19 protein-coding genes are annotated in these 22107 nt (G+C 72.1%); 15 read left to right on the forward strand and 4 right to left on the reverse strand.

Going from position 1 to position 22107, the window contains the following annotated elements:
* Positions 1–89 precede the first annotated feature (89 nt).
* Complete coding sequence (locus tag ACIQNG_RS23590; protein ID WP_401487564.1) at positions 90–935, forward strand: thioesterase family protein; 846 nt, start codon at positions 90–92, stop codon at positions 933–935.
* A gap of 95 nt (positions 936–1030) precedes the next feature.
* Here ACIQNG_RS23590 and ACIQNG_RS23595 read toward each other — a convergent pair whose 3' ends face one another.
* Together ACIQNG_RS23595 and ACIQNG_RS23600 are read right to left on the reverse strand one after the other, a co-directional pair.
* Positions 1031–2605 (reverse strand): MFS transporter, encoded by a 1575-nt coding sequence (locus ACIQNG_RS23595; RefSeq protein WP_401487566.1) that lies wholly within the window; start codon positions 2603–2605, stop codon positions 1031–1033.
* A gap of 68 nt (positions 2606–2673) precedes the next feature.
* Positions 2674–3300, reverse strand: coding sequence for a TetR family transcriptional regulator (locus tag ACIQNG_RS23600; RefSeq protein WP_401487567.1), 627 nt, complete (start codon positions 3298–3300; stop codon positions 2674–2676).
* Between the two features lie 150 nt (positions 3301–3450).
* Between ACIQNG_RS23600 and ACIQNG_RS23605 the strand changes: the two genes are divergently transcribed.
* Positions 3451–4620 carry a cysteine desulfurase family protein gene (locus ACIQNG_RS23605; protein ID WP_401432242.1) on the forward strand — a complete coding sequence of 390 codons (1170 nt, stop codon included), beginning with the start codon at positions 3451–3453 and terminating at the stop codon, positions 4618–4620.
* A 184-nt stretch (positions 4621–4804) separates the two neighbouring features.
* Here ACIQNG_RS23605 and ACIQNG_RS23610 read toward each other — a convergent pair whose 3' ends face one another.
* Positions 4805–5503, reverse strand: a complete 699-nt coding sequence (locus ACIQNG_RS23610; RefSeq protein WP_401432245.1) for an N-acetylmuramoyl-L-alanine amidase — start codon at positions 5501–5503, stop codon at positions 4805–4807.
* Between the two features lie 60 nt (positions 5504–5563).
* On the opposite strand from ACIQNG_RS23610, the gene mnmA reads away from it, so the two are divergent.
* Positions 5564–6694: a tRNA 2-thiouridine(34) synthase MnmA gene (gene mnmA / locus ACIQNG_RS23615; protein ID WP_401432248.1), complete on the forward strand. Its 1131-nt coding sequence runs from the start codon at positions 5564–5566 to the stop codon at positions 6692–6694.
* Positions 6695–6727: 33 nt separating this feature from the next.
* Here the strand turns inward: mnmA and ACIQNG_RS23620 are convergent, their stop codons facing one another.
* On the reverse strand, positions 6728–7051 hold the full coding sequence (locus ACIQNG_RS23620; RefSeq protein WP_401432251.1) for a DUF427 domain-containing protein: 324 nt from the start codon (positions 7049–7051) through the stop codon (positions 6728–6730).
* Between the two features lie 51 nt (positions 7052–7102).
* Between ACIQNG_RS23620 and ACIQNG_RS23625 the strand changes: the two genes are divergently transcribed.
* The 12 genes from ACIQNG_RS23625 (at position 7103) to ACIQNG_RS23680 (ending at position 21987) form a co-directional block, all read left to right on the forward strand.
* Complete coding sequence (locus tag ACIQNG_RS23625) at positions 7103–7642, forward strand: TIGR00730 family Rossman fold protein (RefSeq protein ID WP_401432254.1); 540 nt, start codon at positions 7103–7105, stop codon at positions 7640–7642.
* A 22-nt stretch (positions 7643–7664) separates the two neighbouring features.
* Positions 7665–8363 (forward strand): SDR family oxidoreductase, encoded by a 699-nt coding sequence (locus tag ACIQNG_RS23630; protein ID WP_401432257.1) that lies wholly within the window; start codon positions 7665–7667, stop codon positions 8361–8363.
* 222 nt (positions 8364–8585) lie between these two features.
* On the forward strand, positions 8586–9632 hold the full coding sequence (locus ACIQNG_RS23635) for a methionine synthase (protein ID WP_401487788.1): 1047 nt from the start codon (positions 8586–8588) through the stop codon (positions 9630–9632).
* Positions 9633–9647: 15 nt separating this feature from the next.
* Positions 9648–11843 carry an NAD-dependent DNA ligase LigA gene (gene ligA, locus ACIQNG_RS23640; RefSeq protein WP_401487571.1) on the forward strand — a complete coding sequence of 732 codons (2196 nt, stop codon included), beginning with the start codon at positions 9648–9650 and terminating at the stop codon, positions 11841–11843.
* A gap of 293 nt (positions 11844–12136) precedes the next feature.
* Positions 12137–14371 carry a putative bifunctional diguanylate cyclase/phosphodiesterase gene (locus ACIQNG_RS23645; protein WP_401487573.1) on the forward strand — a complete coding sequence of 745 codons (2235 nt, stop codon included), beginning with the start codon at positions 12137–12139 and terminating at the stop codon, positions 14369–14371.
* A 243-nt stretch (positions 14372–14614) separates the two neighbouring features.
* Positions 14615–14911, forward strand: a complete 297-nt coding sequence (gene gatC / locus ACIQNG_RS23650) for an Asp-tRNA(Asn)/Glu-tRNA(Gln) amidotransferase subunit GatC (RefSeq protein ID WP_401432266.1) — start codon at positions 14615–14617, stop codon at positions 14909–14911.
* Between the two features lie 5 nt (positions 14912–14916).
* Positions 14917–16416 (forward strand): Asp-tRNA(Asn)/Glu-tRNA(Gln) amidotransferase subunit GatA, encoded by a 1500-nt coding sequence (gene gatA, locus ACIQNG_RS23655; protein WP_401487575.1) that lies wholly within the window; start codon positions 14917–14919, stop codon positions 16414–16416.
* Positions 16413–16655, forward strand: a complete 243-nt coding sequence (locus tag ACIQNG_RS23660; protein ID WP_401487577.1) for a hypothetical protein — start codon at positions 16413–16415, stop codon at positions 16653–16655. Before gatA ends, ACIQNG_RS23660 begins: the two co-directional genes overlap by 4 nt.
* Before the next feature lie 15 nt (positions 16656–16670).
* A complete protein-coding gene (gene gatB / locus ACIQNG_RS23665) occupies positions 16671–18185 on the forward strand; it encodes an Asp-tRNA(Asn)/Glu-tRNA(Gln) amidotransferase subunit GatB (RefSeq protein ID WP_401487579.1) in 1515 nt (504 codons plus the stop codon).
* A 340-nt stretch (positions 18186–18525) separates the two neighbouring features.
* Entirely contained in the window at positions 18526–20754 is a 2229-nt protein-coding gene (locus ACIQNG_RS23670; RefSeq protein WP_401487580.1) for an MMPL family transporter, read from the forward strand.
* Positions 20732–21307 carry a GNAT family N-acetyltransferase gene (locus tag ACIQNG_RS23675; protein ID WP_401487582.1) on the forward strand — a complete coding sequence of 192 codons (576 nt, stop codon included), beginning with the start codon at positions 20732–20734 and terminating at the stop codon, positions 21305–21307. Before ACIQNG_RS23670 ends, ACIQNG_RS23675 begins: the two co-directional genes overlap by 23 nt.
* A gap of 35 nt (positions 21308–21342) precedes the next feature.
* Positions 21343–21987 (forward strand): hypothetical protein, encoded by a 645-nt coding sequence (locus ACIQNG_RS23680; protein WP_401487584.1) that lies wholly within the window; start codon positions 21343–21345, stop codon positions 21985–21987.
* Positions 21988–22107 lie beyond the last annotated feature (120 nt).

The raw sequence follows: 22107 nt of genomic DNA on the forward strand, positions 1-22107 counted from the left end.
GTGTGAGGCGGAGGTGTGAGGCGGGGGAGTCGGGCTCGGCCGGGAAATAAAAGCTACCGCTTAGTAGGTCCCTGCGGTACGGTACGTGCATGGCTCAGGCATCCCAGGCGACCATCGGCGACAGCGAGTTCGACCGCGACACCGCCCTGGTCCGGCGCTCCGAGGGCGTCTACGACATCGACCTCTCGACCGGCTGGACGATCTTCAACGCCGTCAACGGCGGCTTCCTCCTCGCCGTGGTGGGCCGCGCCCTCGGGGACGCCCTGCCGCACGCCGACCCGTTCAGCATCTCCGCGCACTATCTGACGGCCTCGCAGCCGGGCCCCGCGGTGGTCCGCACGGACGTGGTCCGCACCGGCCGCACCCTCTCCACCGGCCAGGCGTCCCTCTTCCAGTACGACGACCGGGGCCAGGAGGTCGAGCGCCTGCGGGTCCTCGCCTCCTACGGCGATCTCGACGCGCTCCCGGACGAGGTCCACACCTCCGTGAAGCCGCCCGCGATCCCGCCGATCGAGCAGTGCTTCGGCCCCGAGGACAGCCCCGCACCGGTCCCGGCGAGTTCCCCGATCACCGACCGGCTGATGATCAAACTCGACCCGTCGACCCTCGGCTGGGCGCTCGGTCAGCCCTCCGGCAAGGGGGAGATGCGGGCCTGGCTGGGTCTGGCCGACGGCCGCGACGCCGATCCGTTCTCGCTGCTCCTCGCGGTCGACGCGCTGCCCCCGACCGCGTTCGAGCTGGGCCTCAAGGGCTGGGTCCCGACGGTGGAACTGACCGTCCACGTCCGCAGCCGCCCCGCCCCCGGCCCCCTCCGTGTCTCCATCACCACCCGCAATCCGGCCGGTGGCTTCCTGGAGGAGGACGCGGAGGTCTGGGACAGCGCGGACCGCCTGGTGGCCCAGTCACGGCAACTTGCGCGGGTGTGGACGGGCTGAGGCCGGGAGTTCCGGCCGACGGCACGCTCCCCATGTCCGGAGCGAGGGGCTTCCGGGCCGGAGAGGCTTCCGGGCCGGTGGGGCTTCGCCGGGGCTCAGCCGGACCGCGGCGCCTGCGCCGGTGCCTCCCGCCCCTCTTCGAGCGCCGGGGTGACCGTGCGGAGCAGGGTCGCCGTGAGCAGCGCGATGCCGAGGGCGACGCCCGCTCCGGCGGTGAACACGACCTGGACCCCGTCGGTGAAGGCCGCCCTGACCGCGTCCAGCAGAAGGTCACGCCCCTCGGTGGGCAGTCCCTCGGCCGCCGCGACGGCGGAGCCGATGCTGTCCTCGGCCGCCGCGCCGGCCTCGGCGGGGGTACCGGCCGGCAGGCCGCCGCGCACCTCGGCCCGGTAGAGCGCGGTGCCCGCCGCGCCCAGCAGGGCGATACCCAGCGCGGTGCCCAGTTCGGCGGCGGTCTCCTGGACGGCCGACGCCTCTCCGGCCTTCTCCGCCGGGGCCGTGGCCAGCACCATGCCCGTGCCCAGCGCCGGGGTGGGCCCGAGCCCCAGGCTCATCACGGCCCCGCCGACGATCACCGGCACGAGGCCCGAGTCCTCGGTCAGCCGGCTCAGGATCAGCATGCCCACGGCCGTCAGCGCGAGCCCCGCCGCCATCAGCCGCGCCGGGCCGACCCGCCGGGCGAGCGCGGGCGACGCCATGATGCCGACCACCATCGTCACGGAGACGGGCAGCAGCAGAAGCCCCGCCTTCATCGGCCCGTACCCGGACACCATCTGGAGGAACTGCGCCAGGAAGAACTGCGCCCCGGCCATGACGAACATCGACAGCGACAGCACGGCCAGCGCGGCGGCGAACGTACGGCTGCGGAACAGCCGTAGATCCAGCAGCGGGGCGGTGAGGGTGCGCTGGCGCAGCACGAAGGCCGTGCAGAGCGCGAGCCCCGCGGCGAGGGCCAGTGAGGACAGCGCCCCGACGCCGTGCGAGGCGTACTCCTTGACGCCGTAGATCACCGGCAGTACGCCGACCAGCAGCAACACCGCGCTCAGCAGGTCCAGTCGGCCCGGCCGCCCGGCGCGGTACTCGGGCAGCAGCAGCGGACCGGTGATCACCAGCAGGGCCATCACCGGGGCGCCGAGCAGAAAGACCGAACCCCACCAGAAGTACTCCAGCATGACGCCGCCGACGGCCGGTCCCAGCGCGCCGCCGAGCACGAAGCCCGCCATCCACACGCTGATCGCGACCGTGCGCTGCCCCGGGTCGTGGAACATGTTCCGCAGCAGCGACATCGTCGACGGCATCAGCGTCGCCCCCGCGACCCCCAGCAGTCCCCGGGCCACGATCAGCATGGTCGGGCTGGTGGCGTAGGCCGCGAGCACGGAGGCCGCGCCGAATCCCACGGCGCCGATCAGCAGCAGCCGACGGCGGCCCACCCGGTCGCCGAGCGTGCCCATCGTGATGAGCAGACCGGCGATGAGGAAGCCGTAGATGTCGACGATCCACAGCAGTTGGGTGCCCGAAGGGCCGAGGTCCGCGCTCAACTGCGGCACGGCCAGGTGCAGTACGGACATGTCGAGGGCGATGAGAACGGTCGGGAGGGCGAGCACGGCCAGCCCCCACCATTCCCGCCTGCCCGCCCTGACCGGGGGTGAGGTGTACTCCTGTGACGGCATGACGGCACGCTAGGAACTCAAGCGGACTTGAGGTCAAGGGCGGTGGAGCGCCCTTCGGAACGAGGGGTTCAGTCCCGCCAGTGCGCCCGGCCCAGGCCGATCAGACGGAGCCGGTCGGCCGCCTCACGGGTGACCCGTACCCGCTCGGCCGGGTCGGCGCCGAGGGCCTCCAGGAAGCGGGTCGACGTGGTCACCAGGTGGTCGACGTGGACGCCCGCGAGCATCCGCAGATCGTCCTCGCTCCAGCCGACCGACTCCGGATCCCGGGCCAGTTCGACCCGCACGCCCTCGGTGAGCCGGGTCAGCCGGGTGTGGACCGCCGCCCGCACCGCCCGTACCCCGCCATGCTGCTCGCGCGCGAGAAAGCGCACGTGAGCGGGGTGTTTGGTGACATAGCAGGCGAGCAGATCGATGATCCCGGCGATACGTTCCTCGCCGTCGCGGGTGTCCGCGACCACCGCCAGGACCAGCGGGTGCAGACTGCCGAGCGCCTCGTCCACCAGGGCGACCCCGAGGTCCTCGATCGAGCGGAAGTGGCGGTAGAAGGCGGTCGGGGCGACACCGGCGGCCCGGGTGACCTCCCGCAGTCCGAGGCCGCTGAGGCTCTGCCCGGCGAGCAGTTCCAGCGCCGCGTCCAGCAGCGCCTGCCGGGTCCGCTGCTTGCGCGCCGCACGGACGCCGAGGGCATGACTCATGCCCTTCAGTAAACAACTGTTCTCCGAAATCATCGACCCCCTCGGGGCCCTGCGCCGTCGGCGCGCGCCGGACGCGCCCCCCGCTGCCTCCGTCCGCACCCCGTCCCCGCAGCGAGGCCGCCCACCCCACCGCCGTAGAATCGGCACACCATGGCTTATCTCGACCACGCCGCGACCACTCCGATGCTTCCGGAGGCGGCAGAGGCGCTCACCGCCCACCTGGGCAGCACGGGCAACGCCTCCTCCCTGCACGCGTCCGGCCGCGCGGCCCGGCGTACGGTCGAGGAAGCCCGGGAGGCCCTCGCCGAGGCGCTCGGCGCCCGCCCGAGCGAGGTGGTCTTCACCTCCGGCGGCACCGAGGCCGACAACCTCGCCGTGAAGGGGCTGTACTGGTCCCGCCGCGACGCCGACCCGGCCCGCACCCGCGTCCTCGCCAGCCCCGTCGAGCACCACGCCGTGCTCGACGCCGTGCACTGGCTCGGCGAGCACGAGGGCGCCACCGTCGAGTACCTCCCCGTCGACTCCCACGGCCGGGTCCACCCCGACGCCCTGCGCGAGGCCATCGCCCGGAACCCGGACGATGTCGCCCTCGCCACCGTCATGTGGGCCAACAACGAGATCGGCACTGTCATGCCGGTCCGCGAACTCGCCGACGTCGCCGACGGGTTCGGCGTCCCCCTGCACGCCGACGCCGTCCAGGCGTTCGGGCAGATCCCGGTCGACTTCGCCGGTTCCGGGCTCGCCGCGATGACCGTCTCCGGCCACAAGATCGGCGGACCATACGGCATCGGCGCGCTGTTGCTCGGCCGCGAGTACACCCCCGTGCCCGTGCTGCACGGCGGCGGCCAGGAACGCCATGTCCGCTCCGGCACCCTCGACGTCCCCGCCATCGCCTCCTTCGCCGTCGCCGGACGCCTCGCGGCCCGGCACCGCGAACGGTTCGCCCGCGAGGTTGGCGCCCTGCGGGACCAACTCGTCGACGCGGTCCGTACGGCCGTGCCCGACGCGATCCTCGGCGGCGACCCGGCACCCGGGGGCCGCCTCCCCGCCAACGCCCACTTCACGTTCCCCGGCTGCGAGGGCGACTCACTGCTGCTGCTCCTGGACGCCCAGGGCATCGAATGCTCGACCGGCTCCGCCTGTACCGCGGGGGTGGCGCAGCCGAGCCATGTGCTGCTGGCCGCCGGGGTCGATCCCGACCTGGCCCGCGGCACCCTGCGGTTCTCCCTGGGGCACACCTCCACACAGGACGACATCGAGGCCGTCGCGAAGGCCATCGGCCCGGCCGTGGAACGCGCCCGGGCGGCCGGACTCACCTAGGGACCGTGCGCCTGTGTCGGGGCAGGGCCTGTGCGTCTGCGTCGGGGCCGGGGCCTGTGTGTCGGGGCCAGGGCGTGTGTGCCTGTGTCGGGCCCGGGGCCTGTGCGCCTGAGTCGGGCCAGGGCCCGTGCGGTCTGCGTCGGGCCGGGGCCTGTGCGCCTGTGTCGCGGCGCCGATCACCCCCTCAGGGTGTGACGGATCCCGACGGTGTCGGGGTCGGTGCCGTGCTCGCTCTGCGGACCAGCTTCATATAGCGGTCCCAGTCCCAGTGCGGCCCGGGATCCGTGTGGTCCGTGCCCGGCACCTCCACATGGCCGATGATGTGCTCGCGGTCGACGGGTATCCCGTAGCGGCGGCAGACACCGGCGGTGAGCCGGGCCGAGGCGGCGTACATCTCGTCCGTGAGGTCCTCGGGGCGGTCCACGAAACCCTCGTGCTCTATGCCGACACTGCGCTCGTTGTAATCCCGGTCGCCCGCGTGGAACGCCACGTCCAGCTCGCGGATCATCTGCGTGATGCCGCCGTCCTGCCGCACGATGTAGTGCGTCGCCGCGCCGTGCCCCGGGTCCTGGAAGACTCGTACCGCGCTGTCGTGGCTGCCCTGCGTGACATGCACCACCACCCGGTCCACCGGGAAGTCGGCCGGCCGGTCCGCGCGCCGCCAGTTCGCCGACGACGCTGCCACCCAGCGCGCCCCCTGGAAGTCCACCACTCCCTCCGGCCGCGGCTTCTCCACGCCCGGCACCTGCCACCACAGCCGCGACAACGGGTCCTGCGCCGCCCACACGCCCGCGCCGGCCGCCGCCGCGGCACCCCCGATGATCAGCGACCGCCGTCCGATCCGCCTGCCGGAAGGCCCAGGGCCGCCCTTCGTCTCCTCCATGCGATCCACAACGCTTATTCGCCGGGTCTGGTTCCCGCGTCCCCTTACCCTGGAAGGGTTATGACTGAGATCCCGCAGCGCACCCGTCCCCTCCGCGTCCTCGCCGCCATGTCCGGCGGGGTCGACTCCGCCGTCGCCGCCGCCCGTGCCGCCGAAGCGGGCCATGACGTGACCGGTGTCCATCTCGCGCTCTCCGCGAACCCCCAGTCGTTCCGGACGGGCGCCCGCGGCTGCTGCACCATCGAGGACTCCCGCGACGCCCGCCGGGCCGCCGACGTCATCGGCATCCCGTTCTACGTCTGGGACCTCGCCGACCGCTTCCGCGAGGACGTGGTCGAGGACTTCGTCGCCGAGTACGAGGCGGGCCGTACGCCCAACCCGTGTCTGCGCTGCAACGAGAAGATCAAGTTCGCCGCCCTGCTGGACAAGGCGCTCGCCCTCGGCTTCGACGCGGTCTGCACGGGCCACTACGCCCAGGTGGTCGTCGCCGAGGACGGCTCCCGCGAACTGCACCGCGCCTCCGACCTCGCCAAGGACCAGTCGTACGTCCTCGGCGTCCTGGACGACCGCCAGCTCGCGCACGCCCTGTTCCCGCTCGGCGACACCGTCACCACCAAGGACGAGATCCGCGCGGAGGCCGAGCGGCGCGGCCTCGCCGTCGCCAAGAAGCCCGACTCGCACGACATCTGCTTCATCGCCGACGGCGACACCCAGGGCTTCCTGGCCCGCCGCCTCGGCAAGGCGGAGGGCGACATCGTGGACGAGACGGGCGCCAAGGTCGGCACCCACGAGGGCGCCTACGGCTTCACCATCGGCCAGCGCAAGGGGCTGCGGATCGGCACCCCCGCCGCCGACGGCAAGCCGCGCTACGTCCTCGACATCTCCCCCGTCGACAACACGGTCACGGTCGGCCCGGCCGCCGCCCTCGACGTCACCGGCCTCACCGCGATCAAGCCCCGCTGGTGCGGCACCGCCCCCACCGGCCCCGGCACCTACACCGCCCAGCTGCGCGCCCACGGCGACGAGACCGAGGTCGCGGCGGAGGTCGTGGACGGCGAACTGCGCGTCCGCTTCACCACACCGGTCCGCGGGATCGCCCCCGGCCAGGCCGTCGTCCTCTACGACGGCACGCGCGTGGTGGGCTCGGCGACCATCGCCACGACCACGCGCGCGACCCCGGCCGCCGTCTGACGCACCCCCGGGGGCGCCGGGGACCGGGCCGGGTCAGCCCACCTCCACCTCGTAGAAGCACAGGTGGTCCTTGATCTCGGCGACGCCCTCCTTCGGCTCGGGGTAGCCCCAGACGAGGTCGGCGGCGTCCGGCAGCGACCAGTAGGACGCCGTGCCCTTGAAGGGGCAGTAGGTGTGGGTGTCGGAGCCGGTCAGGAGGTCGAGGCGCACGTCCTCGGCCGGGATGTAGTAGCGCGGGGGACAGCCGGTCTCGTGCAGGACCAGGGCCCGGTCGCTCTCGGCGAGCACCTGGCCGCCGTGGAGCGCCCGTACCCGCTGTCCGCTCGGTTCGATCGTGATGATGTGTCCGTCGGTCATGTAGGGAAAAGCACCCGACGGGCCGCGGTTCTTCCCCCGTACGGTGTGCGCATGCGTATCTGTGTCTTCCTCTCCGCCGCCGACCTGGCCGTCCGCTACACCCGTCCCGCGCGCGAGTTCGCCGAACTGATGGGCAAGGGCGGGCACACCCTGGTCTGGGGCGGCTCCGACTCGGGCCTGATGAAGGTCGTCGCCGACGGCGTGCAGGAGAGCGGCGGCAGGCTGATCGGCGTCTCCGTGGAGTTCCTCGCCGCCACGGCGCGGCCCGAGGCGGACGAGATGGTGTTCGCGCGCGACCTCGCCGAGCGCAAGAAGCTGCTGCTGGAGAAGGCCGACGCCGTGGTCGTCATGGTGGGCGGCACCGGCACCCTGGACGAGGCCACGGAGATCCTGGAGCTGAAGAAGCACGGCCACACCGACAAGCCGGTGGTGCTGCTCAACACCGAGGGCTTCTACGACGGCCTCAAGCAGCAGTTCCGGCGCATGGAGGACGAGGGTTTCCTGCCGCTGCCCCTCACCGAGCTGGTGTTCTTCGCCGAGGAGCCGGTCGGCGCCCTGGCCTACCTGGAGGAGAGCCAGGGCGTGGTCTGATCCGGCCGACGGTGATGCGAGCATGGCGGGCATGGCTACACATGTGATCACCGGGGCCGGTTCCGGCATCGGCGCGGCCGTCGCCCGGCGCCTGCACGCGCGCGGGGACGAGATCGTGCTCCACGCGCGCGACGCGGGCCGTGCCAAGCAACTGGCGGGGGAGTTCCCCGGCGCCCGCACCCTGGTCGGCGACCTCGCCGACCCCGGGCGGCTCTCCTGGGCGCTGTCCCACCAGACGCTCCCCGAGCAGGTGGACTCGCTGATCCACAGCGCCGGGGTGATCGACCTCGGCGCGGTCGGCGACCTCACCCCCAAGACCTGGCGCCACCAGCTCGACGTCAATCTGCTCTCCCCCGCCGAACTGACCCGGCTCTTCCTGCCGCAGCTGCGGATGGCCCGTGGCCAGGTCCTGTTCGTGAACTCCGGCGCCGGGCTGCGGGCGTCCGCCGACTGGTCCGCGTACGCCGCCTCCAAGCACGGCCTCAAGGCGCTCGCCGACTCCCTGCGGCACGAGGAGCACGGGAACGGGGTGCGGGTCACCTCGGTGTACCCCGGCCGCACCGCCACGCCGATGCAGGCCCGCACGCACCAGCAGGAGGGCCGGGACTACGACCCGTCGGCATGGATCGACCCCGAGTCCGTCGCCACGACGATCGTGACGGCACTGGATCTGCCGAGGGACGCGGAGCTGAACGACGTGACGATCCGGCCGGGTCGGTAGGGGCCGCTCGGGCGGTGCTTCTTCGCACGTCCCGAGACCCCTCGGCCGGGTGGCACCGGGCCGGGCGGGGTCTGGGGCGCCGATGGGCCGCGGGTCCGGGGGTCCGGGGGTCCGGAGATCTGGGGGCGGAGCCCCAGGGCGGCCGGGGCGCCGCCGGGTACGTAGGCTGCGCGGGTGAGCGAAAACACCCCCCGCTTCGGCGCGGCCACCGGCGTCGGCTCGATGCCGGGCGGCGACGCCCGAGAGACGGCCAGGACCGTCACCGGCACCTTCGAGGACTTCCCGTACCTCGCCGAGCTGCCCGCCCGAGGGCCCGGCGCGGACATGATCGGCCGGACCGCCGGGATGCTGGTCGAGCTGTACGCGCGCGTGGAGCCCAGTGGCTGGCGGCTCGGTGACCGGCCGGGCCGGGACACCCGGCGGGCGCGGTCCTGGCTCGGCGAGGATCTGGACGCGCTGGAGGAGTTCACCCAGGACTACACCGGCCCGCTGAAGGTCCAGGCGGTCGGCCCCTGGACGCTCGCCGCCGCGCTGGAGCTTCGGAACGGCGAGGTCGCCCTCTCCGACGCCGGCGCCTGCCGCGACCTCGCCGCCTCCCTCGCCGAGGGCCTGCGGCTGCACCTGGAGGAGGTCCGCCGCCGGATCCCCGGCGCCCGTGTGGTCCTCCAGCTCGACGAACCGTCGCTCACCGCCGTACTGCGCGGACAGGTCAGGTCGGCCAGCGGCTACCGCACCCACCAGGCCGTGGACCGGCAGTTCGCCGAGGGCACCTTGCGTGAGGTGATCGACGTGCACGCCGACAGCCGGCCGAGCCCGGCAGGCGTGGAGGGTGCGGGCGGCGCGGGTGGCTCCGACGGCGCTCGTGGCTCCGGGGGCTCCGGTGGCCCCGGTGGCTCCGTGGTGGTGCATTCCTGTGCGCCCGACGTCCCGTTCGCCCTGCTGCGCCGGGCCGGCGCCAAGGGCATCTCCTTCGACGCCACCCTGCTCACCGAGCGTGATGACGAGGCGATCGGTGAGGCCGTCGAGGCGGGCACCCGGCTGTTCACGGGTGTCGTGCCGGGCACGGACGGCCGATTGTCAGACCCTGCCGGTAGCGTCATGGGTGTCAGGACGCTGTGGCGCAGGCTGGGGCTGCATCCGGGGTTGCTCGCGGACGTGGTCACGGTCACTCCGTCGTGCGGTCTCGCGGGTGCTTCCCCCGAGTACGCCCGGCGGGCGCTCGCCCACTGCGTCCAGGCGGCGAGATCTCTCGCGGACAACCCAGAGTAACGGGAGGACGACACGGTGGCCGGCGACAAGCAAGCGGAGACGACGGCGGTGCCCGCCGAGGCCCGAGCCCAGCACGGCCGGCTCGCGGAGCAGGTCGAGGAGCACCGCTTCCGGTACTACGTGAAGGACGCTCCGGTCGTCAGCGACGCGGAGTTCGACGGACTCCTGAAGTCGCTGGAGGCGCTGGAGGAGGAGTACCCGGAGCTGCGTACGCCGGACTCGCCGACCCAGAAGGTCGCCGGTTCCTACGAGACGGAGTTCACGGCCGTCCAGCACCACCAGCGCATGCTGTCCCTCGACAACACCTTCAACGACGAGGAGCTGGCCGCCTGGGCCGACCGCATCGCACGCGAACTGGGCGAGCAGGAGTACCACTTCCTGTGCGAGCTGAAAGTCGACGGCCTCGCCGTCAACCTCACCTACGAACACGGCCGCCTCACCCGCGCCGCGACCCGCGGCGACGGCCGTACCGGCGAGGACATCACCCCCAACGTCCGCACGATCACCGAGATCCCGGACCGGCTGCGGGGCGAGACCGTCCCGGACCTGGTGGAGATCCGCGGCGAGGTCTACTTCCCGATGGACGAGTTCGAGGCGCTCAACGCCCGTCTGGTCGAGGCCGGTGACAAGCCGTTCGCCAATCCGCGCAACGCCGCGGCCGGCTCGCTGCGCCAGAAGGACCCGAGGGTCACGGCCACCCGCCCGCTGCACATGGTGGTCCACGGCATCGGCGCCCTGGAGGGCTACACGGGCATGAACCGGCTCTCGCAGGCGTACACTCTGCTGAAGGGCTGGGGCCTGCCCACCTCCCCGCACAACCGGGTGGAGGACGGCCTCGACGGCGTACGGGAGTTCATCGCCCACTACGGCGAGAACCGCCACTCGGTGGACCACGAGATCGACGGCGTGGTCGTCAAGCTGGACGAGATCCGCCTCCAGGGCCGGCTCGGCTCCACGGCCCGCGCGCCCCGCTGGGCGATCGCCTACAAGTACGCGCCGGAAGAGGTCAACACCAAGCTGGTCAACATCCGCGTGGGGGTCGGCCGGACCGGCCGGGTGACGCCGTACGCGCAGGTGGAGCCGGTCACGGTGGCCGGTTCCGAGGTCGAGTTCGCCACCCTGCACAACCAGGAGGTGGTCAAGGCCAAGGGCGTGCTCATCGGGGACACGGTGGTGCTGCGCAAGGCCGGTGACGTGATCCCCGAGATCCTCGGCCCGGTGGTCGATCTGCGCGACGGCACCGAGCACGCGTTCGTGATGCCCGCCGAGTGCCCCGAGTGCGGGACACCGCTCAGACCGATGAAGGAGGGCGACATCGATCTGCGCTGCCCCAACGCGGAATCCTGCCCGGCCCAGTTGCGTGAGCGCCTGTTCTACCTCGTGGGCCGCAAGTCGCTGGACATCGAGCACTTCGGCTACGTCGCCGCCGCGGCCCTCACCAAGCCGCTGGAGCCCGCCGACCCGCCGCTGAAGGACGAGGGCGACCTGTTCGACCTCACGGTGGAGCAACTCCTGCCCATCAAGGCGTACGTCCTGGACCAGAACAGCGGACTGCCCAAGCGGGACCCCAAGACCGGCGAGGAGAAGATCGCCACCGTCTTCGCCAACCAGCAGGGCGAGCCCAAGAAGAACGCGCTCGCGATGCTGGAGAACATCGCCGCGGCCAAGGAGCGCCCGCTGGCCCGGATGCTGACCGGCCTCTCGATCCGCCATGTCGGCCCGGTCGCCGCCGAGGCACTCGCCCGCGAGTTCGGCTCCATCGACCGCATCGAGCAGGCCAGTGAGAAGGAGCTGTCCGACACCGCCGGCGTCGGCGACATCATCGCGGCCTCGCTCAAGGAGTGGTTCGCCGAGGAGTGGCACCAGGAGATCCTGCGCAAGTGGAAGGCGGCCGGGGTGCGCCTGGAGGAGGAGCGCTCCGCCGAGGACGAGGGCCCCCGACCCCTGGAAGGACTCACGGTCGTCGTGACCGGAACACTGGAGCGCTACACACGAGATGGAGCCAAAGACGAACTCCAGTCGCGTGGCGCAAAGGTGACCGGTTCGGTTTCCAAGAAGACGTCGTTCGTCGTCGTGGGGGACAATCCCGGATCCAAGTACGACAAGGCCGTGCAGCTCAAGGTGCCTGTCCTGGACGAGGAGGGCTTCGACGTGCTGCTCGCACAGGGGCCTGAGGCGGCGACGGAGGCCGCCCTCCCGGCCGACGAGTAACCGCCACATGGCCGACGGGCGGCCCCCCGGTAGCGGTTGAAGGCCACCCGTTCGGCGCATATCAGATGCATACGGGTGGCTCGGGCGCATTCGGGCAACCGTCCGCGACCGCTGCCCGTGAGAGCCTTCCGCGGCCTACTGTTGAGCTGTGCGCCTGCCGTGCCCAGCTGCGGTCGGGGCAGCCCCGTGCTGTTCAGGAGCAGGGGGAAGGGTTTTCCGACGCGGTGCCGTGGGTGCGAGCAAGGCATTCGGGCCGCGTGGCGAGGGCACCGCCGGCTGTGAGAGGGACGGGAATGGAACCGACCGAGAGCGCCGCCCCGGACTCACGGCTGCGCCGACTGGCCGGCGCCTGGCGAGGAGCAATGACCGCGTTGCCGGCCCGTACCGCCCCGTCGGCGCGGGCACAGGCCGGTGCGCGAGGGCGCGCGTCGGCGCGGACCCCGGCGGAGGCGCCGGTCACGGTCCCGCTCCCCGCCCCGCACACCTCCCCCCTGTCGGACGGTGAGAGCGAACGTCATCTGTCGTGGCCCGCGCTGCCCGCCGCGGTCGTCGCCGCGGCGGGCTTCGTGCTCGGCGCGGGCTTCTACCGGGCGTTCACCACCCATCAGGCGCTGTTCCCCTCCGGCACGGTCGGCTGGGCGCTGGCCGTGCTGACCGGACTCATCGTCGGCCATCTGGTGATGCTGGGCAGCGCCCGCTGGGGCGGCGGCACCGGCTCCGGCGCCGCCCTCACCCTCGCCGTCCTGCTGCTGTACGGCTGGCTGCCCGCGGGCATGGTCAGCCTCACCGTCGTCGTCCTGGTCGGCATAGCCCGCCGCCACCGCTGGCGCCAGGGCGTCCTCAACGGCGCCGTGGACATCCTCGGCATCGGCTCCGCCGCGTTACTCCGCGCCACGTTCGGGCCGGTGCCCTCGGTGGAGGAACCCTGGCTGCCGGAGACCTGGACGTACTACACCGCCAGCGAGGTCGTCCTGGTGGCGCTCGCCTATCTCGTCGTCACCCGCGCACTGCTCTGGTTCCTGCACGGCCCGCGCTCCGGACGGCTGCCCACCATCGCCCGCTCCACCCTGGTCAGACATGGTCTGGTCGCCGTCGCCCTGCTCGGTATCGCGCCCCTGATCTGTGTCATCGCCATCGCCAAGCCGGTCCTGCTGCCGCTGTTCGCGATCCCGCTCATCGCCCTCGACTCCACGCTCTGGATGGCCCGCGCCCGCGCCGAGGAACAACTGCGCGACCCGCTCACCGGACTGCCCAACCGGCAGTGGCTGCTCGAACGCATCTGGACGGCCCTGGACGACGCCGAACGCATCGGCGCCCGCTCCGCCCTGATGCTCATCGACCTCGACCGCTTCCGGGCGGTCAATGACACGCTGGGGCATCTGGCCGGGGACCGGCTGCTGCTCCAGACCGCCGACCGGGTACGGCGGGCGCTGCCGCGCGGGGCGGAGGTCGCGCGGCTCGGCGGGGACGAGTTCGCCGTCCTGCTGCCCATCGCCGACTCCACCACCTCGGCGACCCGGATCGCCCGCGGCATCGTCGCCGAACTGGGCTCCCCGCTCGACCTGGACGGACTGACCCTGGTGCTGGAGGCCAGCGCGGGCGTCGCCGTCTACCCGGACCACGCCCTCGACGCCGAGGGCCTGCTGCGACGCGCGGACGTCGCGATGTACCAGGCCAAACGCGACCGTACGGGCGTGGAGGTGTACGAGTCCAAGCGGGACTCCAACACGCCCGACCGGCTCGGACTGCTGGCCGATCTGCGGCGCGCCCTCGACGCGCGCGAGGTCCAGCTCCACTACCAGCCGAAGGTCCGCTTCGACGGAGAGGTCGCCGGTCTGGAGGCGCTGATGCGGTGGGTGCATCCCGAGCGCGGGAAGGTGCCGCCGGACGAGTTCATCGCCATCGCCGAGTCGTCGGGGCTGATGCCGCATCTGACGGAGTACGTCCTGGACACCGCGCTCGCGCAGGTCGCCCGGTGGCGGGCGCAGGGGCTGTTCGTGCCGGTCGCGGTCAATGTGTCGCCGCGCGATGTGCACACCCCCGGCTTCGCGGGGTCCGTCGCCGCGCGGCTCGCCCGGCACGGAGTGCCCGCGGGAGCGCTCCAACTGGAGATCACCGAGCATGTGCTCCTGGAGGATCCGCAGCGCGCCGCGGACACCCTGGCCGGGCTGACCGGGCACGGCGTGAAGATGTCCCTGGACGACTTCGGGACCGGGTACTCGTCGCTGGTGCATCTGCGGCGGCTGCCGGTGAGCGAACTGAAGATCGACCGCTCGTTCGTGGCCCGGCTGGCGGTGGACGCCGAGGACGCGGAGATCGTCCGGTGCACGGTCGACCTCGCCCACTCGCTGGGCCTGCTCGTCGTCGCGGAGGGCGTCGAGGACGACGAGACCTGGGAGCGGCTGCGGGACCTCGGCTGCGACGCGGTGCAGGGCTGGCTGGTCGCCGCCGCGATGCCGCCGGACGAGACCACGGCCTGGCTCCGCGCCCGCGGCGCCCAACGAGCCCCGGCAGCCCTCCCCGACTGACCCACACCCCCACGCCCCCGAGCCCCGATCACCGACAAGGCCCGGCCCCCTTGAAGCCGCCATCTGGCGCTGCGGCCCACCCGTGAGGTCAGGCCCCCGCGCAGAAGGTGCGTACCCGCGGCCGGGTCCCGTTCGGTCCTCGCGCGGGTCGCGCCGGGGTGCGGGGCAATCCGTTTCACAGTCACCCGCCCCCGACCCATAGGATTGGGCCACACCACACGCACTCACCCAGAGGATCGCTGCATGCCTGGCATCACGCGCGAGGAGGTCGCCCACCTCGCCCGGCTGGCGCGTCTGGAGCTGAAGCCCGAAGAACTCGACCACTTCGCCGGCCAGCTCGACGACATCATCGGCGCGGTCGCCCGCGTCAGTGAGGTCGCCGACCAAGACGTACCGCCGACCTCCCACCCGCTGCCGCTGACCAATGTCATGCGGCCGGACGAGGTCCGTCCCTCGCTCACCCCCGAGCAGGCGCTCTCCGGCGCCCCCGCTCACGAGCAGCAGCGTTTCAAGGTGCCGCAGATCCTGGGGGAGGAGTGACCGCCATGACGGACACCACGATCATCAAGCTCACCGCGGCCCAGATCGCCGCGCGGATCGCCGCCGGCGAGCTGACCGCCATCGAGGTCACCGAGGCCCACCTGGCCCGGATCGACGCCGTCGACGAGAAGGTCCACGCGTTCCTGCACGTCGACCGCGAGGGCGCCCTCGCCCAGGCCCGCGCCGTGGACGAGAAGCGGGCGCGCGGCGAGAAGCTCGGACCGCTCGCCGGTGTGCCCCTCGCGCTGAAGGACATCTTCACCACCGAGGGCATCCCCACCACCGTCGGCTCCAAGATCCTCGAAGGGTGGATCCCGCCCTACGACGCCACCGTCACCCAGCGCCTCAAGGCCGCCGACGTGGTCATTCTCGGCAAGACCAACATGGACGAGTTCGCCATGGGGTCCTCCACCGAGAACAGCGCCTACGGCCACACCGGCAACCCCTGGGACCTGACCCGGATCCCCGGCGGCTCCGGCGGCGGTTCCTCCGCCTCGCTGGCCGCCTACGAGGCGCCGCTGGCCATCGGCACCGACACCGGCGGCTCCATCCGCCAGCCCGCCGCCGTCACCGGCACGGTCGGAGTGAAGCCGACGTACGGGGCCGTCTCGCGCTACGGCATGGTCGCCTTCTCGTCCTCCCTCGACCAGGGCGGCCCCTGCGCCCGCACGGTGCTGGACGCGGCCCTGCTCCACGAGGTCATCGCCGGTCACGACCCGATGGACTCCACCTCCATCGACGCCCCGGTGCCGTCCGTGGTCGAGGCGGCCCGCAACGGCAGCGTCGCGGGGATGCGCGTAGGCGTCGTCAAGCAGTTCCGCGGCGAGGGCTATCAGGCCGGGGTCATCCAGCGCTTCGACGAGTCCGTCGAACTGCTCAAGGGGCTCGGCGCCGAGATCGTCGAACTGGACTGCCCGTCCTTCGACCTCGCCCTGTCGGCGTACTACCTGATCGCGCCCTCCGAGGTGTCGAGCAACCTGGCCCGGTTCGACGGGCTGCGCTACGGCCTGCGCACCGGCGACGACGGCACCCGCTCCGCCGAGGAGGTCACCTCCCTCACCCGGGAGGCCGGCTTCGGCCCCGAGGTCAAGCGCCGGGTCATGCTCGGCACGTACGCGCTGTCCAGCGGCTACTACGACGCCTACTACGGCAGCGCCCAGAAGGTCCGTACGCTGGTCACCCGGGACTTCGAGAAGGCGTTCGAGCAGGTCGACGTGATCGTGTCGCCGACCACCCCGACCACCGCCTTCGCGATCGGCGAGCGCGCCGACGACCCGATGGCGATGTACCTCGCCGACCTGTGCACCATCCCCAGCAACCTGGCGGGCAACGCGGCGATGTCGCTGCCCTGCGGTCTCGCCCCGGAGGACAACCTCCCGGTGGGCCTGCAGATCATCGCTCCGGCGATGCGGGACGACCGGCTGTACAAGGTCGGCGCCGCCGTCGAGGCCGCCTTCGTGGAAAAGTGGGGGCATCCGCTCCTGGAGGAGGCTCCGTCGCTGTGAGTAATGCACTGTCCAAGGCCAAGGGTTTCAAGAAGTCCAAGTCCGGCACGTACCTGTCGATGGCGACCACCGCGTTCGGCGCGGTCGGTGTCGCCAAGCAGCTGAAGAAGGCCCGCGCGGACCACGACACGCTGCGGATCGTCGACGCAGCCGTGTCCGCCGCCGCCATCGTCACCGGCCTCGCCATCCTCTACCGCGAGCTGAAGCGGCTCGGCGACGACGACGTCCTGCTGGGCTGAGAGGGAAGTTTCACCGTGACCACCACGACCGACCTGGTGTCGTACGACTCCGCGCTGGAGACGTACGACCCCGTCATGGGCCTTGAGGTCCATGTCGAACTCGGCACCCGCACCAAGATGTTCTGCGGCTGCTCCACCGCGCTCGGTGCCGACCCCAACAGCCAGACCTGCCCGGTCTGCCTCGGCCTGCCCGGCGCGCTGCCCGTCGTGAACGCGACCGGCGTCGAGTCCGCCATCAAGATCGGCCTCGCGCTCCACTGCGAGATCGCCGAATGGTGCCGGTTCGCCCGGAAGAACTACTTCTATCCGGACATGCCGAAGAACTTCCAGACCTCCCAGTACGACGAGCCGATCGCCTTCAACGGCTATCTGGACGTCCAGCTGGAGGACGGCGAGACCTTCCGGGTGGAGATCGAGCGCGCCCACATGGAGGAGGACACCGGCAAGTCCACCCATGTGGGCGGGGCGACCGGCCGTATCCACGGCGCCTCGCACTCGCTGCTCGACTACAACCGCGCCGGCATCCCGCTCATCGAGATCGTCACCAAGCCGATCGTCGGGGCCGGTGAGCGCGCCCCCGAGGTCGCCCGTGCCTACGTCCGTGAGCTGCGCGAGCTGATCCGCGCGCTCGGGGTCTCCGAGGCCCGGATGGAGATGGGCCAGATGCGCTGCGACGTGAACCTGTCGCTGATGCCGAAGGGCGCCGAGAAGTTCGGCACCCGCAGCGAGACGAAGAACGTCAACTCGCTGCGGTCCGTCGAGCGCGCCGCCCGCTTCGAGATCCAGCGGCACGCGGCCGTGCTCTCCTCGGGCGGCACGATCGTTCAGGAGACCCGGCACTTCCACGAGGACACCGGCTCCACCACCTCCGGCCGGGTCAAGGAGGAGGCCGAGGACTACCGGTACTTCCCGGAGCCCGACCTCGTGCCGGTCGCCCCGTCCCGCGCGTGGGTCGAGGAGCTGCGGGCCACGCTGCCCGAGCCGCCGCTGGCCCGCCGCAACCGGCTCCGCGAGGAGTGGGGCGTCTCCGCCACCGACATGCAGGCGATCCTCAACGCCGGCGCCCTGGACCCGATCGTCGCCACCATCGAGGCCGGTGCCGACGCGACGTCCGCCCGCAAGTGGTGGATGGGCGAGCTGGCCCGCAGCGCCAACGAGTCCGCCACGTCCCTGGACGAGCTGGCCATCACCCCGGCGCAGGTGGCCCGGGTCGCCGAACTGGTGACCTCCGGCGAACTCAACGACAAGCTGGCCCGCCAGGTCATCGAGGGCGTCCTCGCGGGCGAGGGCACCCCGGACGAGGTCGTGGACCGGCGCGGCCTCAAGATCGTCTCCGACGAGGGCGCGCTCGGCGCGGCCGTGGACGAGGCCATCGCCGGCAACCCGGGGGTCGCGGACAAGATCCGCGGCGGCAAGGTGGCAGCGGTCGGCGCCCTGGTCGGCGCCGTCATGAAGGCCACCCGCGGTCAGGCCGACGCGGGCCGCGTCAAGGAATTGATCCTGGAGAAGCTGGGCGTCAGCGAGGGCTGACCGGCCCGACAGCCGATCGGGCACGACCGCTGACCGGACCCGAGAGCCGATCGGACAAGGTCAGGCAAGGTCGGACAAAGTTGAGCAGGATCGGGACCAGGTCAGACAAGGCCAGACAAGGTCAGACAAGATCGGACAGGGGTCGCACCGTCACAGGTGTGGCCCCTGTTTCTGTGAATAAGCCCACGAACACGGCAAACGATCACTTTCGCCTGCAAGAGTGGCCAGTGATCGCACATATGGTGCTTTGTTCTTTGCGGGCCGTTCACTGCATGAACCATGCAGAGGCGACTGTTCCCGGTCAAAGATCCCCCGTCGCACCCCCTCCGGGAGCAGGATCGTGGCAGCCCTTGCACGCTGGTGTGTCCGGCACCGCCTCGTCACCGTCCTGCTCTGGCTGCTCGCCTTCGGCGGGGTGAGCGCGGCGGCCGGCGTCATGGGATCGGCGTACTCGAACGACTACGAGGTCCCCGGCACCGAGTCCGGCCGCGCCACCCAGCTCCTCCAGCAGGGCTTCCCGGGCCTCGGCGGCGACGACGCCTCCGTGGTGTGGCACACCGCCTCCGGCAGTGTGCGCGCCGCCGACGTCGAGCAGACCATGACCCGCGCGCTGGACGAGATCGCGGGCCTGCCGTCGGTGGCCTCCGTGACCGGCCCCTACGGCGATCAGGGCGTGGGCAGGATCAGCGCCGACGGCCGGACCGCCTACGCCACCGTCACCCTCGACGGCCGCGCCGACGACATCGGGGACGCGCGTGTCCAGGCCGTGTTCGACACCGCGCTCGCCGCCGACGGCGAAGGACTCCGGGTGGAGGTGGGCGGCACCGCGGCCGGCGGCCCCGCGCCACCGACCGTGCATGTCGCCGAGTTCATAGGCGTCGCGGTCGCCGGGGTCGTGCTCTTCCTCGCCTTCGGCTCGCTCGCCGCCTCCCTGCTGCCGCTGGCCACCGCCCTGGTGAGCGTCGGCACCGCCTACGCCGGGATCGTGCTGCTCGGCCACGCCATGACCGTCGCCGACTTCGCGCCCGTGCTGGGCCTGCTGATCGGGCTCGGCGTCGGCATCGACTACGCGCTGTTCATCGTCACCCGCCACCGGCGCGGCCTCAAACGCGGCCTCGGTGTCACCGAGGCCGCGACCCACGCCGTGGCCACCACCGGACGAGCGGTGGTGTTCGCGGGTGCGACGGTGTGCATCGCACTGCTCGGCATGCTGATCCTCCGGCTCGGCTTCCTCAACGGCGTCGCCATCGCCGCCTCCCTCACCGTGATGCTCACCGTCGCCGCCGGGGTGACCCTGCTGCCCGCCCTGCTCTCCCTGATCGGCACCCGGGCCCTGAGCCGCCGCGAGCGCCGCAGACTCGCCGAGCACGGACCGGAGCCCGAGGTGCCGACCGGGTTCGCCGCCCGCTGGTCGGCCTTCGTGGAACGGCACCCCAAGAAGCTCGGAGCCGTCGCGCTCGGGGTGATCACCCTGCTCGCACTGCCCACCCTCGACCTACGCCTCGGCACCTCCGACCAGGGCAACAACCCCGAGTCCAGCACCACCCGGCAGGCGTACGACCTGCTCGCCGACGGCTTCGGGCCCGGCGTCAACGGCCCCCTCACCGTCGTCACCGAGGTCCGCGGCGCCGGGGACAAGCTCGCCCTGGACAACCTCGACCGCACCCTGCGCGCCACCGAGGGCGTCGCCTCCGCCTCCCCGGTCACCTTCAACGCGGGCGGCGACACCGCGTACCTCACCGTCGTACCGGACTCCGCGCCGCAGTCCGGGCGGACCAGCGACCTGGTCCACCTGCTGCGCGACGAGGTGCTGCCCCGCGCGGAGACCGGGAACGCCCTCGACCTGCACGTCGGCGGCGTCACCGCCGGCCACGACGACTTCGCGGACGCGATCATCGGCAAACTGCCGCTGTTCATCGGGGTCGTCGTCGGGCTGGGCTGTCTGCTGCTCCTGCTCGCCTTCCGCTCGGTCGGTATCCCGCTCAAGGCCGCCGTCATGAACATCGCCGCCGTCGCCGCCGCCTTCGGCGTGGTCGTGACCGTCTTCCAGTGGGGCTGGGGCAGCGAACTGCTCGGCCTCGGACGCGCGGGCCCCATCGAGCCCTTCCTCCCCGTCATCATGGTCTCGGTGCTCTTCGGGCTCTCCATGGACTACCAGGTGTTCCTGGTCAGCCGGATGTACGAGGAGTGGCTGGAGACCGGGGACAACCGGCGCGCGGTCCGGGTCGGGCTCGCCGAGACCGGCCGGGTGATCAACTCGGCCGCGGTCATCATGATCTCCGTCTTCCTCGCCTTCGTGCTCTCCGGCGACCGGGTGATCGCCATGTTCGGCATCGCGCTCGCCGCCGCCGTCGCCCTCGACGCGTTCGTCCTGCGTACGCTGCTGGTCCCGGCTCTGATGCATCTGCTGGGCAGTGCGAACTGGTGGCTGCCCCGCGCCCTGGACCGCCGGCTGCCCCGGATCAGCATCGAGCCACCCGAGTGCCGCGCGGCCCATGAGAGGCTCACGACGGTCCCAGAACAGTTCGAGAAGGAGCAGAAGCGGGATGTACGCGATATCGCTGGGTGACGACGGAGCCGAACTGCGCCCCCTGGAGCCGTGGCACGCGCCGGAGTTCCTCGCCCACCTGGACCGCGGCCGGGACTTCATCACCCAGCACATCCCGTTCGGCGCCCGGGCCACCACCGTCGACTCCGCGCGCGAGATCCTCCAGCGGTACGCCGACAAGCGCGCCGCCGACACCGGATGCCTGCACGGGCTGTGGCTCGACGGAACGCTCGTCGGCGGCGTCCTCTACCGCACCTTCGACGTCTCCACCGGCGTCTGCGAGATCGGCTGCTGGCTGGAGCCCGCCGGCACCGGACGCGGCCTCGTCACCCGCGCCTCCCGGGTGCTGATCGACTGGGCCGTCGAGGAACGCGGCATGCACCGCGTGGAGTGGCACGCGGCCAGCGCGAACACCGCCAGCGTGAGGGCCGCCCAGCGGCTCGGCCTCACCCGCGAGGGAGTACTGCGCGAGTCCTTCCCCTGGCGCGGGGTCCGCCAGGACTACGAGATCTGGGCGGTCCTGGCCCCCGAATGGCGGGCGTCCCGCGCGCGGGACGCTCACAGCGATCATTAAGGGACTTCTCAGACTCGGTCCGTACGGTGCGCGACATGGGTACGAAGACAGAAGACACGGCCGGTACGGGTGCCGTGAGCGAGGGCGAGGGCGCCGAGAAGACGGACGTCGCCACCAAGGACGCCACCGGGCCGACCGGGACGGCGGACACGACGGGGACGACGGACGCGACCGACACGACGGAGGCCACCGGAGCCGCCGAGGACGTGAACGGGAACGGGGACGAAGACGGGGCCGGGGACGGGGACGACATCGGCCTCGCGCCCGCCACCGGCACGAGCGGTTCCGCCGGCGTGGGCCAGGGCGCCGCCGCCATCGTCTCCGCGGCGCTCGGCCTGGTCTCGCTCAGCGGCGGCTGGATCGGCACCGTCGCCTCCGCGCGCGAGTCCCTGATCGGCCAGCTCCAGACCTCGTCGTCCTCCGACGTGGCCGCCATGGTCAAGGAGGGCTACGGCGACGCCTGGAACGCGAGCGCGCTGTGGGCGGGAGCCTTCGCGCTGCTCGCCCTGATCGTCGGCGTGGTGACCCTCGCCCGACCCGCCTTCGGAGCGCCCGGCCCGGTCCAGCCCGCCTGGATCAAGTCGGTCTCCTGGGCCGGTGTGGCGCTCGGCGTCATCGGTCTGGCCCTGGCCGTCCTCAAGTACACCGACATCCTGCTGGGCCTGCCCGCCACCGGCTGAGCCCCCCGCCCCCGCGCCCCCAGGGCCCCCGACCGGGGCTCCTCAGACGTGAACCCGGGGTCTTGGGACGTACGTAAGGCATTCGCGTACGTCCTGAGACCCCTTACGCATGTCTAAGGC

This window comes from Streptomyces sp. NPDC091377 (genome assembly GCF_044757045.1).
Classification (GTDB): Bacteria; Actinomycetota; Actinomycetes; order Streptomycetales; family Streptomycetaceae; genus Streptomyces.